General features: G+C 63.8%; 14 protein-coding genes. 4 read left to right on the forward strand and 10 right to left on the reverse strand.

Translation table 11 applies throughout. From position 1 onward, the window contains the following. Positions 1–41 precede the first annotated feature (41 nt). The gene (gene rarD / locus SJI03_RS06090) at positions 42–926 is read right to left on the reverse strand and encodes an EamA family transporter RarD (RefSeq protein ID WP_322426565.1); all 885 of its coding nucleotides are present in this window, start codon (positions 924–926) and stop codon (positions 42–44) included. A 238-nt stretch (positions 927–1,164) separates the two neighbouring features. Here rarD and SJI03_RS06095 point away from each other — a divergent pair, with 238 nt between their 5' ends. Both SJI03_RS06095 and SJI03_RS06100 read left to right on the forward strand, forming a co-directional pair. Beyond that, positions 1,165–3,042 (forward strand): potassium transporter Kup, encoded by a 1,878-nt coding sequence (locus SJI03_RS06095; RefSeq protein ID WP_099377757.1) that lies wholly within the window; start codon positions 1,165–1,167, stop codon positions 3,040–3,042. Positions 3,043–3,187: 145 nt separating this feature from the next. Beyond that, positions 3,188–3,664: an FKBP-type peptidyl-prolyl cis-trans isomerase gene (locus SJI03_RS06100; protein ID WP_099377758.1), complete on the forward strand. Its 477-nt coding sequence runs from the start codon at positions 3,188–3,190 to the stop codon at positions 3,662–3,664. A 66-nt stretch (positions 3,665–3,730) separates the two neighbouring features. On the opposite strand, the gene SJI03_RS06105 is transcribed toward SJI03_RS06100, so the two are convergent. The 3 genes from SJI03_RS06105 to SJI03_RS06115 form a co-directional block, all read right to left on the reverse strand. Then, positions 3,731–4,402, reverse strand: coding sequence for a diphthine--ammonia ligase (locus SJI03_RS06105; RefSeq protein WP_322426566.1), 672 nt, complete (start codon positions 4,400–4,402; stop codon positions 3,731–3,733). Next, a complete protein-coding gene (locus SJI03_RS06110) occupies positions 4,399–4,875 on the reverse strand; it encodes a GNAT family N-acetyltransferase (RefSeq protein ID WP_322426567.1) in 477 nt (158 codons plus the stop codon). The genes SJI03_RS06105 and SJI03_RS06110 overlap by 4 nt, the downstream gene beginning before the upstream one ends. Positions 4,876–5,104: 229 nt before the next feature. Next, positions 5,105–5,530, reverse strand: coding sequence for an organic hydroperoxide resistance protein (locus SJI03_RS06115; protein ID WP_099377761.1), 426 nt, complete (start codon positions 5,528–5,530; stop codon positions 5,105–5,107). 286 nt (positions 5,531–5,816) lie between these two features. Between SJI03_RS06115 and SJI03_RS06120 the strand changes: the two genes are divergently transcribed. Together SJI03_RS06120 and SJI03_RS06125 are read left to right on the forward strand one after the other, a co-directional pair. After that, complete coding sequence (locus SJI03_RS06120) at positions 5,817–7,076, forward strand: histidine kinase (RefSeq protein ID WP_099377762.1); 1,260 nt, start codon at positions 5,817–5,819, stop codon at positions 7,074–7,076. Next, positions 7,069–7,851 carry a LytTR family DNA-binding domain-containing protein gene (locus SJI03_RS06125; protein ID WP_322426568.1) on the forward strand — a complete coding sequence of 261 codons (783 nt, stop codon included), beginning with the start codon at positions 7,069–7,071 and terminating at the stop codon, positions 7,849–7,851. The genes SJI03_RS06120 and SJI03_RS06125 overlap by 8 nt, the downstream gene beginning before the upstream one ends. Before the next feature lie 6 nt (positions 7,852–7,857). Here SJI03_RS06125 and SJI03_RS06130 read toward each other — a convergent pair whose 3' ends face one another. From SJI03_RS06130 to hemA, 6 genes are all read right to left on the reverse strand, one after another. After that, entirely contained in the window at positions 7,858–8,901 is a 1,044-nt protein-coding gene (locus tag SJI03_RS06130) for a histone deacetylase family protein (RefSeq protein ID WP_099377764.1), read from the reverse strand. Positions 8,902–8,926: 25 nt separating this feature from the next. Beyond that, the gene (gene gshA, locus SJI03_RS06135; RefSeq protein WP_322426569.1) at positions 8,927–10,528 is read right to left on the reverse strand and encodes a glutamate--cysteine ligase; all 1,602 of its coding nucleotides are present in this window, start codon (positions 10,526–10,528) and stop codon (positions 8,927–8,929) included. A gap of 214 nt (positions 10,529–10,742) precedes the next feature. Further along, positions 10,743–11,573 carry a peptide chain release factor N(5)-glutamine methyltransferase gene (gene prmC / locus SJI03_RS06140; RefSeq protein WP_322426570.1) on the reverse strand — a complete coding sequence of 277 codons (831 nt, stop codon included), beginning with the start codon at positions 11,571–11,573 and terminating at the stop codon, positions 10,743–10,745. 10 nt (positions 11,574–11,583) lie between these two features. Then, complete coding sequence (locus SJI03_RS06145; RefSeq protein ID WP_322426571.1) at positions 11,584–12,054, reverse strand: disulfide bond formation protein B; 471 nt, start codon at positions 12,052–12,054, stop codon at positions 11,584–11,586. A gap of 147 nt (positions 12,055–12,201) precedes the next feature. Beyond that, entirely contained in the window at positions 12,202–13,278 is a 1,077-nt protein-coding gene (prfA, locus tag SJI03_RS06150) for a peptide chain release factor 1 (RefSeq protein WP_099377767.1), read from the reverse strand. A 95-nt stretch (positions 13,279–13,373) separates the two neighbouring features. Then, complete coding sequence (gene hemA / locus SJI03_RS06155) at positions 13,374–14,648, reverse strand: glutamyl-tRNA reductase (RefSeq protein WP_099377768.1); 1,275 nt, start codon at positions 14,646–14,648, stop codon at positions 13,374–13,376. Positions 14,649–14,682 lie beyond the last annotated feature (34 nt).

Below are 14,682 nucleotides of genomic sequence, written 5' to 3' on the forward strand. Positions count from 1 at the left end.
TCCGGCCAGCGCTGCGCGCTGCCGGGGCGGGTAAAACCGGATTACGCAGCCAGCCGCGCGCGGCGGCTGCTCCACAGCCCTTCAGCCGCGTACAGGCCCAGCGCCGTCCAGATGACGAGGAAGCCCAGCATGCGCTCGGGCGTGAACGATTCGTGGAAGACCCACACGCCGATCAGTAACTGGCCCGTGGGGGCGATGTATTGCAACAATCCCAGCACGGCCAGCGGCAGGCGGCGCGCGCCGGCGGCAAACAGCAGCAGGGGAATGGCCGTGATGGGGCCGGACGCCAGCAGCAGCGCGCGCGTGGCGGTGGAATCTGTATTGACGAAGCCGCTCTGGCCATGCCAGCCCAGCCACAGCATGTAGGCCAGCGCCAGGGGAAATAAAATCAATGTTTCGAACGACAGGCCTTCCAGCGCGCCCAGCGCGGCCGTCTTGCGCAGCAAGCCATAGCCGCCGAAGGTGGCCGCCAGCAGCAGGGCGATCCAGGGCACTTGCCCCGCCTGCCACGTGAGCCAGGCCACGCCGCAGGCGGCCAGGCCGATGGCCAGCCACTGCAGGCGGCGCAGGCGTTCGTGCAGCAGCAAAAAGCCCAGCATGACGTTGATCAGGGGCGTAATGAAGTAGCCGAGGCTGGCGTCGACCACGTGGCCGTTGTTGACGGCCCAGATATAGATGAACCAGTTGGCGGAGAGTAAAAACGCACTGGCGACGAAGCTGGCCACCACCCTGGGCTGCGCTTTCAGGCTGCCCAGCCAGCTCCACTGCCGGCGCACGGTCAGCACGACGCCGAGGAACAATAGCGACCAGACCATGCGGTGCGCCAGGATTTCCTGTGGTGCAATCTCGCCGATGGCGTGGAAGTACAGGGGGAACAGGCCCCAGCACAGGAAGGCGAGGGAGGCGTACAACATGCCTGGATTCATGATGGGCTTCGCTGGAGAGTAGACAGTCTGTCATTATGGCTGAAAACATCGGGGGCTGCCCGGCGCCGCTGGCGAGGCGTAGAATGGCAACAAATCAATGGCCGCAAGCCCGCGCAGCAAGGCGGAGCGGCACAAAACCACGACTTTGGGGCAGCTGCGGAACCATGCAAAAATACTCTTGCTATTTGCTAATACCTATCATATTGTGCGATGCAACAAAACAAAAACGGGTGCAACCTTGACGTCGGAACATAAAAAAAGCGGCCTTGCCGGCATGACGCTGGCGGCCGTGGGCATCGTTTACGGCGATATCGGCACCAGTCCGCTGTACACCCTCAAAACGGTCTTCGACCCCGCCCATGGCCTGCTGCTCTCGCATGAAAACCTGCTGGGCATCGTTTCGCTGATTTTCTGGGGCCTGACCCTGATCGTCTCGCTCAAGTACGTGACACTGGTGTTGCGCGCCGACAACCGTGGCGAGGGCGGCATCATGGCCCTGATGGCGCTGGTGCTGTCGTCCGTCAGCCGCCTGTCGCGCTGGCATTTCCCGCTGATGGTGATCGGCGTCTTCGGCGCCACCCTGTTCTATGGCGACAGTGTGATCACGCCGGCCATTTCCGTGCTGTCGGCGATCGAAGGCCTGGAAGTGGCCACGCCCGCCTTCAGTCCGTATGTGGTGCCGCTGACGATGGTGGTGCTGGTGGCGCTGTACTCGGTGCAGTCGCATGGCACGGCCGGCATCGGCCGCTATTTTGCCCCCATCATGGTGCTGTGGTTTGCCGCGCTGGCGGGCATGGGCGTGGTCAACATCATCAAGTCGCCGGCCATCCTGGCCGCGCTCAATCCCCTGCACGCGGCCACTTTCCTGATGAATAACGGTTTTGTCGCCTTCGTTGCCCTGGGCGCCGTGGTGCTGGCGCTGACGGGCGCCGAGGCGCTGTACGCCGATATGGGCCACTTCGGCAAGAAGCCGATCCGCCTGGCCTGGTTCCTGATCGCCTTTCCCGCGCTGGCGCTGAACTACCTGGGCCAGGGCGGCTTGCTGCTGGCCCATCCGGAAGCCGTCTCGAATCCGTTTTATCAGCAGCTGGGCGCGTGGAGCGTGTATCCGCTGGTGATCCTGTCGACCATGGCCACCGTGATTGCCTCGCAGGCCACCATTTCCGGCACCTTCTCGATGACCAAGCAAGCGATCGCGCTGGGCTTCTTGCCGCGCATGCGCGTGCGCCACACGTCGGAAAGCGAAATCGGGCAGATTTACATCCCTGCCGTGAACTGGCTGCAACTGGCCGTGGTGTTGCTGGCCGTCATCGGCTTCGGTTCCTCGGAAAACCTGGCCGCCGCCTACGGCATCGCCGTCACGGCCACGATGCTGTCGACCACCATCCTGACCTTCTTCGTCATCCGCTACCGCTGGAAGATGAACCTGGCCCTGTGCTGGGCCGCCACGGGCTTTTTCCTGATCATCGATGTCAACCTGGTATCGGCGACTGCCCTGAAACTGTTCCATGGCGGCTGGTTCCCGCTGCTGCTGGGCTCGATTTTGTTCATCGTCATGCTGACCTGGAAGCGGGGCCGCCAACTGGTGTTCCAGAATCTGGAAAAGCATGCGATTCCGCTCGACGATTTCCTCTCGTCGCTGTTCATCGCGCCGCCGCTGCGCGTACCGGGCACGGCCATCTTCCTGCGCGGCGAAACGGATGGCGTGCCGCATGCGCTGCTGCATAACTTGCTGCACAACAAGGTGTTGCATGAACGGGTGATCTTCCTCACCGTCTTCATGCATGAAGAGCCGTGGGTGGCGCCATCGGAGCGCGTGCGCGTGGTGGATCTGGGCCACCAGTGCTACCAGGTGAATGTGCATTACGGCTTCAAGGATGAGCCGGACATCCCGTCCGCGCTGGCGCAATGCGCGCAGCAGGGACTCGATTTCGAGATGATGGAGACGTCGTTCTTCATCGCGCGCCAGACCATCATCTCGACGCCCGGCGCCGGCATGATGCCGTGGCGCGAGCACCTGTTCGTCACCATGTCGCGCAATGCGCGCACGGCGGCCGACTACTATCAGATTCCGAGTAACCGGGTGATCGAACTGGGCACGCAGGTGGAAATATAGATATTGTGTCAACGTTGCATCGAGACACATTTATTGCCCTGCTTACGTCTGCTTACAAATGGGCTACGCGAGTCCTGTTAAACTCCAGCCCGTACCGGTCCGCACCGTACGGGCTTAGCCACACACCAATATTTAAAGGGAAACCATGAAATCGGTATTTCAAATGATCGCCACCCTCGCTTGCGCCGTGGCCCTGACCGCTTGCGGCGCCGCTGCCAACACCGAGAAGCCGGTCGTGCTTGACCCGAACACGCAAGTCAAAGAATTCGTCTTTCCTGACCTGGTGAAAGGCACCGGCACGGTTGCCGCCGCGGGCGATACCTTGACGGTGGTCTACACGGGCTGGCTGTATGACGCGAGCAAGCCGGACGGCAAAGGCGCGCAGTTCGATGCGACACTCCCTCCCAAAAGTTTTACGTTTATCCTCGGCATCGGCAAAATGATTCTGGGCTGGGACCGTGGCCTGGTCGGCATGCAAGAGGGTGGCACGCGCCGCCTGCTCATTCCGTATGACCTGGGCTATGGCGTTGGCGGCACCCGTGACTCGACGGGTGCGGTGGTGATCCCGCCTTACGCCGGCCTCGTGTTCGACATCACGCTGCGTAAAGTAGATAAAAAGTAAGCACGCGCAAGGTGCACGGATAAAGGGCGACTCCATGGAGTCGCCCTTTTTGCTTTTGCAGCGGATTCAGGCGGGCGCCAGTTCCTGGAAGTAGTACGTGGCGCCGCCCAGATTGGCTGGCGCGTCATATTGCAGCACCTGCATGCGGCGCAGCGCCACCGGTGCGCTGAAGGCGGGGCCGTCGTAGACGAAGGTGTGGAATTCGCCGTTTTCGCCGCAGGCGTCGACGCCGGGCGGCAGGTCGGCCAAAAAGGCGGCGTCGAACTCGCGCCCGCAAAATGCGCGTGGCAAGTGCTGGCCATTGATGCAGACGACGATGGCCTTGAAGCCGGCGGCGAGAAATTCATCGACCAGCGCGCGCCGTGCTTCGCCCCACAGGGGCAGGTGCGCCGTCAGGCCGGCGACGGCGCAGACTTTTTCTTCCCAGTCGCGGTGCGGCTGCAAGTCGATGTCGCCGAAGATGGCGTGGGCGATGCCCGCGTCTTTCGCCGCGCGCAGCATGGCGACGAATTGTTCCTCGTAGCTGGCCCAGCTGGCGTGATAGCGCTGCAGGCGCGCCCCCAGGCTGGTCGCCTGCGCCTCAAGCAGCTCGGGCGGCACGCCGTGCGAGCGCGACTTGCGGCCATCTTCATCCATGGCCGTGATCAACAGCGGCACGCTGATGCCGGCGTTGCGCGCGCGCCACAGGGCCAGGCAGGAATCCTTGCCGCCGCTCCAGGAAATCAGGGCCGTCGTCATGCCGCCGCTCCCGGCTGCACCGCGCGCAGCATGTCGACGTGCTGTATGCCGTCTTCGTCGTACGGTGCGCTGACGGTGACAAAGCCGAACGACTGGTAGAAGCGCTCCAGGTAGTGCTGGGCGCCGATGCGGATGGCGTGGCCGGGGTGCTGGCGTTCGGCGCGCGCGATCCCTTCCGCCAGCAGATGCTTGCCGGCCCCCGTGGTGCGCGCCTCGGGCGCCGTCAGCACGCGGCCCAGCGACATCTCCACATACTTGGCGCCGGGCGCCAGCACGCGCAGGTAGGCGGCCAGCCGGCGCTGGCCGTCGACCGTTTGCCAGCCCAGCAAATGCATGGCTTGCTGGTCATGGCCGTCGAGGTCCGGGTAAATACACTGCTGTTCGATGACGAACACGCGCTGGCGCAAGGCCAGCACCTGGTACAAATCGTGGGGGCCGAGTTCGTCGAAGGTATTCCATTGCCAGGCGATCATCGCTGTTCCAGGTTGTCAGGGAAAAGCGCCATTTTAAAGCGGCAGACGAAAAAAAACCGCGCTGCCTTTCGGGCAGCGTGGCTTTTGATGTGTAAACCTCTGGCTTACCGCGCCTGACAGAAGCGTAGCGAGCGGCAGTGATTTGTGGCCGAGAAGCGCAACCGTGCTGGAGCACGGTGAGCATCGCCGGCCGCAAAGCGCGACGCGCAGTAGCTTATGTCAGGTGCCATCATACGATGGTCAGGGTAACGTCGATATTGCCGCGCGTGGCGTTCGAGTACGGGCAGACGATGTGGGCGGCGGCGACCAGCGCTTCGGCGGCGGCGCGTTCCATGCCTGGCAGCGAGATTTTCAGTTCCACTTCGATGCCGAAACCCGTGTCGATGGCGCCGATGCCGACGTTGCCTTCGATCGACAGGTCCGCCGGCACGGCGATCTTGTCGCGGCCGCCGACGAATTTCATGGCGCCGATGAAGCAGGCCGAGTAGCCGGCGGCGAACAGTTGTTCCGGATTGGTGCCAACGGCGCCATTGCCGCCCAGTTCTTTTGGCGTGGTCAGCTTGACGTCCAGCACATTGTCGGACGACACGGCACGGCCTTCGCGGCCTCCGGTGGCGGTAGCTTGAGCGCGGTACAGGACTTGTTTGATCGACATGATGGTTTTCCTTGAGTTGATTAGATAGTTGACTACTAAATAGTGTACTACTTGTTTCGTGGGCTGTTGCCCCAGGATGCCCGTCTGCAGAAGCACTTGCCGGCGTCCATGTGCTCAATATATATCGTGTACTATTTAATTGCAAGCGATTTTATTTCGATGTGGCGCATATTGATGCTTTATTTTGATGCCTTTGTCGCCAGTATTGCCCTTCCATCGCATAATGGCCACCGCCGCTGGCGCCGATAGTTATGCTTGGCCCCACTTCACCCCCCAAGGAAAAATCATGACTAGCCTCTTCTTTATCCTGCGCATCACCCTGGCCACGATGGTCACCTACATCATCGCCATGGCGATTCTGGTCGAGAATTTCTTGCGCTATATCTTCGGGCAGACGGAAGGATTTTTTGTCATCGTTGGCGCGCTGCTGGCCAGCGCCGTCATCACGAATGCGTTTTCCCATGTGCGGCGCGTGCGGCTGATCGCCGGCGCCGTCAATGCCAGCACCCTGTCGAGCCGCCAGCGGCGCCAGATCGAGATTCCGTTCGAGGCGGGCGAGGCCTTCGACATGATCGACGCGGCCATCCGCGAACTGCCGGGCAGCGAAGTGGTCGAAAGCGCGCGCGACAGCCTGCAGGTGCAGGCTAGAGTGCGCCGCGCCGCGCCCTACACGCACACGGGCTTGCCCCGCATGCGCCTGCTGGGCTTCCTCGAGCCGCGGCCGAACCAGATCCTCGCCACCGTCACGCCGAATGGCGAAGCGGGCAGCGTGACCCTGATCTGCGAGCCGGCGCGCAACGCCTGGACCGACTGGTTTCTCGTCGACCATGGCAGCAACCTGGAAAACGCGGAAGCGGTGACGCGGGCGATGACGCGCCGCGTGGCGCAGCGCCGCCGCGGCGAGCAGGCCGAGGCGCGCCAGACGGTGACGGAAAAGGAACTCACTGTGGCCAAGCTGAGCCTGCTGCACGCGCAGGTCGAGCCGCACTTCCTGTACAACACCCTGGCCAGCGCGCAGTTGCTCACGCGCAGCGACCCCGTGCGTGCCGACGAGATGCTCGGTAATCTGATCCTGTATTTGCGCCACTCGCTGCCGCGCACGGAGCAAGCCATGTCGACCCTGGGCACGGAGCTGGAACGGGCGCGCGCCTACCTCGATATTTTGAAAATCCGCATGGGCGGCCGCCTGAACTTGCAGATTGAGGTACCGCAATACCTGCGCCAGGCGGAGCTGCCGCCGATGATGCTGCAAACCCTGGTGGAAAACGCCATCAAGCATGGCCTGGAGCCGAAAAGCGGCGGCGGCACCATCTGGATCATGGCGCGCAGCGGCAATGGCACGGTGATCGTCACGGTGGCCGACGACGGCAAGGGGTTCAGCGACGACGGCGCCGGCACGGGCATAGGCCTGCGCAATGTGCGCGAACGCCTGCGCCTGACCTACGGCAATGCCGCCGCGTTTGCCATTGTCGCCAATTTCCCCGATGGCGTGACGGCCACCATCACGGTGCCGGACAGTACGGCGCAAGGAGTTTCCTATGCATAAGCCCGAGATGACTTGCGTCATCGCCGAAGACGAAGCCCTGCTGCGCGATGCGCTGGTGGCCCTGCTGGCCGAAGAGTGGCCCTACTTGCGCATCGTCGCCGCCTGCGACGACGGCGGCGCGGCGCTCGAGGCCATCGCCACCCTGCGCCCCGACATCGCCTTCCTCGACATTCGCATGCCGGGCTTGACGGGGCTGGAAGTGGCGGCCGGCGCGCTCGAAGCGAGTCCCGCCACGCAGGTGGTGTTCGTCACTGCCTATGACCAGTACGCGATCGATGCCTTCGATAACGGCGCCGTCGATTATTTATTGAAGCCGATAGCCCGCGAGCGCCTGCAGGCGACCTTGCAGCGCGTGCAGGCACGGGCCGGCAAGAGCCAGGCCGGCGACGGCGCGCTGGCCGGCCTGCTGCAGCAATTGAGCAGCGCCTTGCCGGCGGCGGCCAAGTCGCCGCCGCTGGTGTGGCTGACGGCCAGCAGCGGCAAGGATACGCGCCTGATCATGGTGGAAGACATCGCCTATTTTCAGTCCGACACCAAGTACACGGCCGTCATGACGGCCGAGGGCGAGGCGCTGCTGCGCAAGCCGATCCGCGAACTGCTCGATGTGCTCGATCCGGCCATCTTCAAGCAGATCCACCGCTCCACCATCGTCAACATGAAGATGGTGGCGTCGGTCACGCGCGACGAGGTGGGGCGCGGCGCCTTGCGCCTGAAAACGCGGCCGGAAACCCTGGCCGTGAGCCAGCCGTTCATGGCCTTGTTCCGGAATATGTAGGCCGGCTTAGTCAGCCGTCTCGAAACCTTCGAGCACATTGACGACATTGATGCCGATTTCCTTCACCGCATAGCCCCCTTCGAGGATGAAGGCGGTGGGCAGGTTCAGATGCGCGAGGCGTTCGCCCACGCGCAGGTAGTCGCCGCTTTGCAGGGCGAAGTGCGACAGCGGGTCGCCGGCGAAAGTATCCACGCCGAGCGAGACCACCAGCGCATCGGGCGCATACATATTGATGCGCAGGCAGGCCGTTTCCAGCGCGGCGAACCAGCTGGCCGTGGTGCTGCCGGCCGGCAGCGGCAAGTTGACGTTGTAGCCGAGCCCCGCGCCGCTGCCCGTTTCATCGGCATGGCCCAGGTAAAACGGATATTCGCTGCGCGGGTCGGCATGCACGGAGGCGAACAGCACGTCGTCGCGCTGGTAAAAGATGCTTTGCGTGCCGTTGCCGTGGTGGTAGTCGATATCGAGGATGGCGACCTTGCGGGCGCCGTCGTCGAGCAGATGCTGTGCGGCCAGGGCCGCGTTGTTCAGAAAACAGTAGCCGCCAAAGAAATCGCTGCCCGCATGGTGGCCCGGCGGGCGCGTCAGGGCGAACGTGGCCCGCTCGCCCAGGCGCAACGCGTGCGCCGCGTTGACGGCGCAGTCGGCGCCCGTCTTGGCTGCCGTCCACGTGCCGGCCGTCAGCGGCGTGCCATTGTCCATCGAATACAGCCCCAGCTTGGCCGTGAAGTCGTCCGGTTCGATGTCGCTGCGCAAGGTGCGCACGGGCCAGACGGATGGCAAGGCGTCCTTGCCCGCGTTGTCGGGATCGAGCGCCAGCCAGTCGTGCCAGGCGTGGCGCAGGAAATGCAGGTAACGCGGCGTGTGGATGCGCTCCAGCGAGGTCAGCGGCACGCCGTGCGGCGTGACGATGCGGCCCAGGTTGCGCCGTCCCAGCTCGGCCACCACCATGTCGGCCCGCTCCGGCGTCTCGAAGCAGGGCACCAGGGTGCCGCGAAACATTTCGAAGCGGCCCCGGTGCTGGCTGTGCAATTCATTGTAGAAGGTCAGCATGGGGGCGCTTTGCGCAAGGTCAGGCTCAGGTGTGCGAACACAGGGTGCTGGCGCGGTAGGCGGCGACGAAATCGTCGAAGCTGCCGGCTGGCGCCGCTTCCATGGCGCGCTGCTCGGCCAGCGAGCTGGCGGCCATCGCGTCGAAATACGTGCTTTGTTCCTGCGTCGCCGGATGCGCGCGGAAGTAGGCGGCGTGGCGTTCGCTCTGGCGCAGGCCGAAGGCGGCGAACGAGCCGCCATTGGCGCGCAGCTCGGCCAATACCTTCGCCGACGGCGTCGCATCCGGGTCGGCCAGCTTGATGGCTTGTGCCGCCAGGCTGTCCGCATGCTGCGTGCCGCCAATGCGCGCATCGAGCAAGGCTGCCACGGGCGCGATGCGCGCCAGCAATTCCTCGCCCCAGGCCTGCAGGGTGATCTCTTCGCCATCGCGGCGCAGGGTGAGGCCCGGCTTGCGGCCTTCCTTGACGGTGCGGGCGAAATTGTTCGTGTAGCAGGCGCTTTGCTCGGCCGAGATGGGAGCGCTGTCGTCGAGCGCGCAGAACAGCAAAAACGCGTCAAGGAAGCGGCCCGTTTCCAGGCTGATGCCGACCGGTTCGAACGGGTCGACATCCATGCAGCGCACTTCGATGTATTGCACGCCGCGCAGGCACAGGGCCTGGATCGGGCGCTCGCCCGTGCGGATCACGCGTTTCGGGCGGATGGTCGAATAGTACTCATTCTCGATCTGCAGCACGTTGGTGGACAATTGAATCCACTCGCCATCCTTCTTTGTGCCCAGCGCCGCATACGGCGGATACGGGTCGTTGACGGCATGCGTGAGCGCGTTGACGTAGTCTTCCAGGCTGTTTTCGTGCGGGCGCAGGCCGGACTGGGCATCGTTCTGGTAACCGAGGTCGCTCATGCGCAGGCTGGTGGCGTAGGGCAGGAACAAGGTGTCGTCGGACAGGGTGTCGAGCTTGTGCGCGCGGCCGCGCAGGAAACCGGCGGACAGGGCCGGCGAAGCGCCGAACAGGTACATCAACAGCCAGCTGTAGCGGCGGAAATTGCGGATCGTTGCCAGGTAGCTTTCCGACTGCACGTCTTTCGGCGTGGCGGCCGCGTGGGTCGGGCTGGCGCTGGTGTCCGGGTTGCTGGCCAGCACTTGCCACAGCTGTTCGTCGAGCGAATAGTTGTAATGGATGCCGGCGATGCATTGCATGGCTTTGCCGTAGCGCAAGGCCAGGCCGCGCCGGTAGACGTGCTTGAGCATGCCCATGTTGGAGCTGCCGTAGTTGGCGATCTCGATTTCCGCTTCGGGCGGCAGCTGGCATGGCATCGACTGGCTCCACAGCAACTCGTTGCCGAGGCGGCTGTAGGCGTGGCGGTGCACGGTGTCGAGCTTGTCGAGCGTGACGCCGATGTCGGTTTCTGCCGGCGTGATGAATTCGAGCAGCGCTTCGGCGTAGTCGGTGGTGATTTCAGGGTGCGTCAGCGCCGAGCCCAGGGCGGCGGGGTGGGGCGTGGAAGCCAGATGGCCGGCGTGGTCGACGCGCAGGGTTTCACGCTCGATGCCGCGCAAGCCGCCCAGCAGCGCGCGGTTGGCATCTTCAGTCAGCAATGCCAGGCGGCGAGTCAACAGGTTGGGCAATTTGAGCTTCCTTTCTTGTGCAGCATATAAATAATTTGTGCTGAGATTAACCGAATTTTGGCAAATGCGTCGGCGCCGGCCCAAAAAACGCCGCGTCGCCAGCGTCCGCCCCGCACAAGGGGGGCGGCGCTTCGGTCAGGAATTCGCTTGATATTTTAACAAACTGCGGGGGATCTGGCGCGTTGCCGGATCAAGTCCCGCGCACGTGGATGGGTCAGCCCAGGCGGGCGCCGCTGACTCTTTCGATGCCGGCCAGGTCGCGCCAGCTTTGCACTTTGCTGTAGCCGGCCGCGGCCAGCAGTTCGCGCACCTGGGCCGCCTGGTCATAGCCGTGTTCCATCAGCAGCCAGGCGCTGGACGCCAGGTGGCGCGCGGCGCCGGAGACGATGGTGCGCAGGGCCGACAGGCCATCCGCATGGTCGGTCAGCGCGCCCGCCGGCTCGAAGCGCAAATCGCCTTCGGCCAGGTGGCGGTCGCCGCTGGCGATGTAGGGGGGATTCGAGACGATCAGGTCGAACTTTTCCGTGCCCAGCGCTTCGAACCAGTCGCTGGCCATGAAGGTGATGTTGACGCCGTTGGCGCTGGCGTTGCGGCGCGCCACGGCCAGCGCCGTGCTGCTCACGTCCAGGGCCGTGACGACGGCATCGGGCCGCGTATGCGCCAGGGCGACGGCGATGGCGCCGCTGCCCGTGCCCATGTCGAGCACCCTTCCGCCGGGCGGCAGGCGCTCGAGCGCCAGTTCCACCAGCACTTCCGTGTCGGGGCGGGGGATCAGTACGGCGTCGTTGACTTCGAACGGCAGGCCGAAAAATTCGCGCTGGCCAACGATGTAGGCGATCGGCTCGCCCTGCAGGCGGCGCGCCAGCAAGCCTGATAAACGTTCTGCTTCAACGGGAGTGAGTACACGCTCCGATTGCGTAATCAGGCTCACGCGCGACAGGCCCAGCGCGTGGCCCAGCAGGATGCGGTTGTCGAGCGGATCGAGCAGGGGTCGGATTTGCAGGGCGCCGACAGTGCTGCCGGCGGGGATCAGTGTTTCTGGCATAGATAAATGGCTATTGTTTGCGACGCAGCAAGGTCCACAGCATGGCGATGGCGAAGATGGCGAACCAGGCGAATGCCCATTGGGGAATCGACAGGCCGAGGAAGGGCTCGCCGGCGTTTTCGCAGGCGCCGTACGATTCAAACATGAAGGGCATGAGTTCGGCCGTGAAGACCTTGTTCAGCGCCGTTTCCACCGGGTCGATGCCGCAGGAGAAGCCGGGGTTGGCCAGCACATACAAATGCTTGGCGCCCACGCCCAGGCCGCCCAGGGCCGCCAACACACCGATGCCGGCGCCGATTTTCGGACGGTTGGCCGCCGCGCCGGCCAGGCAGGCGATGCCGATGGCGAGGAACAGGTAGCGCTGGATCACGCACAGCGGGCACGGCGCCATGTTCATGGCATGCTGCAAATACATGGCCACACCCAGCATCAGGAAACACAGGGCGGCGATCAACAGGAGGACGGTGCGTGAATTTTTCATGGGCGACACGGTGAGGTGGATGGAATCGAGCTGGTCATTTTCGCACAAGGCTGGATTTTTATTGCTTAGCCGCTACTTAAACCCTTGATCTGGCTGGGCGCTTCAAAAAGTGTTCAGGGCAAGACGCAACGCCGCCATGGACGCTTTTTAATCGCCCAGCGCGGCTAACAGCTCTGCCTGGTGTTCAGCCGCCAGCGCATTCGTCAAGTCCGTCAAATCCCCATCCATGATGAAGTCCAGCTTATATAACGTCAGATTGATGCGGTGATCCGTCAGCCGGCCTTGCGGGAAATTATACGTGCGGATGCGCTCGCTGCGGTCGCCCGAGCCGATCAGGCTCTTGCGCGTGGCCGCTTCCTTCGATTGCTGTTCGCGCAGCTGCACGTCCTTGATGCGCGCGGCCAGCACTTTCATCGCCTGCGCCTTGTTCTTGTGCTGGCTGCGGTCATCCTGGCATTCGACCACGATGCCGGTTGGCAAGTGGGTGATGCGCACGGCGGAATCCGTCTTGTTGATGTGCTGTCCACCGGCGCCCGAGGCGCGGTAGGTGTCGATGCGCAGGTCGGCCGGGTTGATGTTGACGTCTTCCACCTCGTCCGCTTCCGGCATCACGGCCACCGTGCAGGCGGAGGTGTGGATGCGACCCTGCGTTTCCGTGGCCGGCACACGCTGCACGCGGTGGCCGCCCGACTCGAATTTCAGTTTCGAATACGCGCCATTGCCCACCACGCGCACGATCACTTCGCGGTAGCCGCCCAGATCGGAGTCGGACGCCGACACGAGTTCCACCTGCCAGCGGTTGCGCTCGGCAAAGCGCGTGTACATGCGTAATAAATCACCGGCGAACAGGGCCGATTCATCGCCGCCCGTGCCCGCGCGAATTTCCAGGAAGATATTGCGCTCGTCGTTGACATCCTTCGGCAGCAGCATGGTTTGCAATTCGCGTTCCAGCCGCGTCATGGTGGCCTTGGCCGTCTCGATTTCTTCCTGGGCAAATTCCTTCATGTCCGGGTCGGACAACATCTCTTGCGCTGTCGTAATATCGTTGCCCGCTTCCTGGTAGGAATGGTACAGCGCCACCAGCGGGCCCAGTTCGGCATGCTCGCGCGTCATCTTGCGGTAGCTGTCCATGTTCGACGTGGCGTCCGGGTGCATCAGCAGTTCGTCGAGTTCGACCAGGCGGTTCGCCAGTTGATCGAGTTTGGCCAGCATGGATGGTTTCATAGCGATTCGCGGTAAAAGAGTGTAGGGATGGTGCGGGTCCGGCACGCCCGGCAGGCGGGCAGGGGGCGGCCGCGCGGGCGGCCAGCGGGGCTGCGCTAACGGCGGGGGCGGAACAGTTTCGGCAGCAGGGTGACCAGCTGCTTGCGCTCGTCGCCTTGCGCGTGGTGCAGCGCCTGCTGCGGGCCGTGCAGGAACTTGGCCGTCAAGCCTTTCGACAGCGCTTCCAGGACGGCGTCGATGTCGGCGCCCTTGGCCAGCATCTTGCGCGCCCGTTCCACTTCCAGCAGGCGCAGCGCTTCGCTGTTTTCATGCAAATGCTGGATGACGGGCACCATGGCGCGGTCATCGACCCAGCTCATGAACGATTGCACGCGCGTCTCGATGATGGCTTCAGCTTGCGCCACGGCTGCTTGCCGGCTTTCCAGGCCCGTCTGCACGACCTTGCCCAGGTCGTCGACCGTGTACAGGAAGACGTCGTTCAAACGCCCTACTTCCGCTTCGATGTCGCGCGGCACGGCCAGGTCCACCATGAACATGGGCTTGTGGCGGCGTGCCTTGATGGCGCGCTCGACCAGGCCCAGGCCCAGCAACGGCAAGGACGATGCCGTGCACGAGATGACGATGTCGAACTGGTGCAGCTGCTCCGGCAGGTCGGCCAGGCGGATGGCCTTGCCGTTGAAGCGGTGCGCCAGTTCCTCGCCCCGTTCCATGGTGCGGTTGGCAATGGTGATGCTTTTCGGGTTTTGCGCCGCGAAGTGCGTGGCGCACAATTCGATCATTTCGCCGGCGCCGATGAACAGCACGTTCTGCTCGGCGATCTTGTCGAAGATGCGTTGCGACAGGCGCACGGCGGCCGCCGCCATGGACACGCTGTGGGCGCCGATTTCCGTGCTGCTGCGCACTTCCTTGGCGACGGAAAAGCTGCGCTGGAACAACTGGTGCAGATACGTGCCCAGCCCGCCTGCCTCGTCGGCCGTGCGGATGGCGTCTTTGATCTGCCCCAGTATCTGCGTTTCGCCCAGCACCATCGAATCGAGCCCGGAGGCGACGCGGAAGGTGTGGCGCACGGCATCGTGCTGCGGCAGCATATATAAGTGGGGGCGCAGCTCGCTGTAGTTGAGCTTGTGATAGTCGGCCAGGAAATGCGCGCCCGCGTCGAGCGGATTGGGCACGTGGCTGGCCGCATACAGCTCGGTGCGGTTGCAGGTCGACAGGATGGCCGCTTCGTCGTTGTCGCGCAAGTCGATGCGCTGGAACCAGGTGCGCGCCGCCATCACCGCCGAACCCAAGTGCTCAGGCGCAAACGCCAGCTGTTCGCGGAGCGACACTGGGGCGGTGGTATGGTTGAGGCCGACGGCGAGCAGTTGCATTTCAGGGCTGTTGGGATGACTTATGCCGACATTA

Origin of the sequence: Janthinobacterium sp. GMG1 (assembly GCF_034427795.1) — a bacterium.
Taxonomy (GTDB): Bacteria; Pseudomonadota; Gammaproteobacteria; order Burkholderiales; family Burkholderiaceae_D; genus Janthinobacterium.

Coding starts and splice junctions, on each gene's coding strand:
- SJI03_RS06105 (WP_322426566.1), bottom strand. CDS start 4,402: ATGACGACGGCCCTGATTTCCTGGAGCGGCGGCAAGGATTCCTGCCTG.
- SJI03_RS06125 (WP_322426568.1), top strand. CDS start 7,069: ATGCATAAGCCCGAGATGACTTGCGTCATCGCCGAAGACGAAGCCCTG.
- SJI03_RS06115 (WP_099377761.1), bottom strand. CDS start 5,530: ATGTCGATCAAACAAGTCCTGTACCGCGCTCAAGCTACCGCCACCGGA.
- hemA (WP_099377768.1), bottom strand. CDS start 14,648: ATGCAACTGCTCGCCGTCGGCCTCAACCATACCACCGCCCCAGTGTCG.
- SJI03_RS06130 (WP_099377764.1), bottom strand. CDS start 8,901: ATGCTGACCTTCTACAATGAATTGCACAGCCAGCACCGGGGCCGCTTC.
- rarD (WP_322426565.1), bottom strand. CDS start 926: ATGAATCCAGGCATGTTGTACGCCTCCCTCGCCTTCCTGTGCTGGGGC.
- SJI03_RS06120 (WP_099377762.1), top strand. CDS start 5,817: ATGACTAGCCTCTTCTTTATCCTGCGCATCACCCTGGCCACGATGGTC.
- SJI03_RS06110 (WP_322426567.1), bottom strand. CDS start 4,875: ATGATCGCCTGGCAATGGAATACCTTCGACGAACTCGGCCCCCACGAT.
- prfA (WP_099377767.1), bottom strand. CDS start 13,278: ATGAAACCATCCATGCTGGCCAAACTCGATCAACTGGCGAACCGCCTG.
- prmC (WP_322426570.1), bottom strand. CDS start 11,573: ATGCCAGAAACACTGATCCCCGCCGGCAGCACTGTCGGCGCCCTGCAA.
- SJI03_RS06100 (WP_099377758.1), top strand. CDS start 3,188: ATGAAATCGGTATTTCAAATGATCGCCACCCTCGCTTGCGCCGTGGCC.
- SJI03_RS06145 (WP_322426571.1), bottom strand. CDS start 12,054: ATGAAAAATTCACGCACCGTCCTCCTGTTGATCGCCGCCCTGTGTTTC.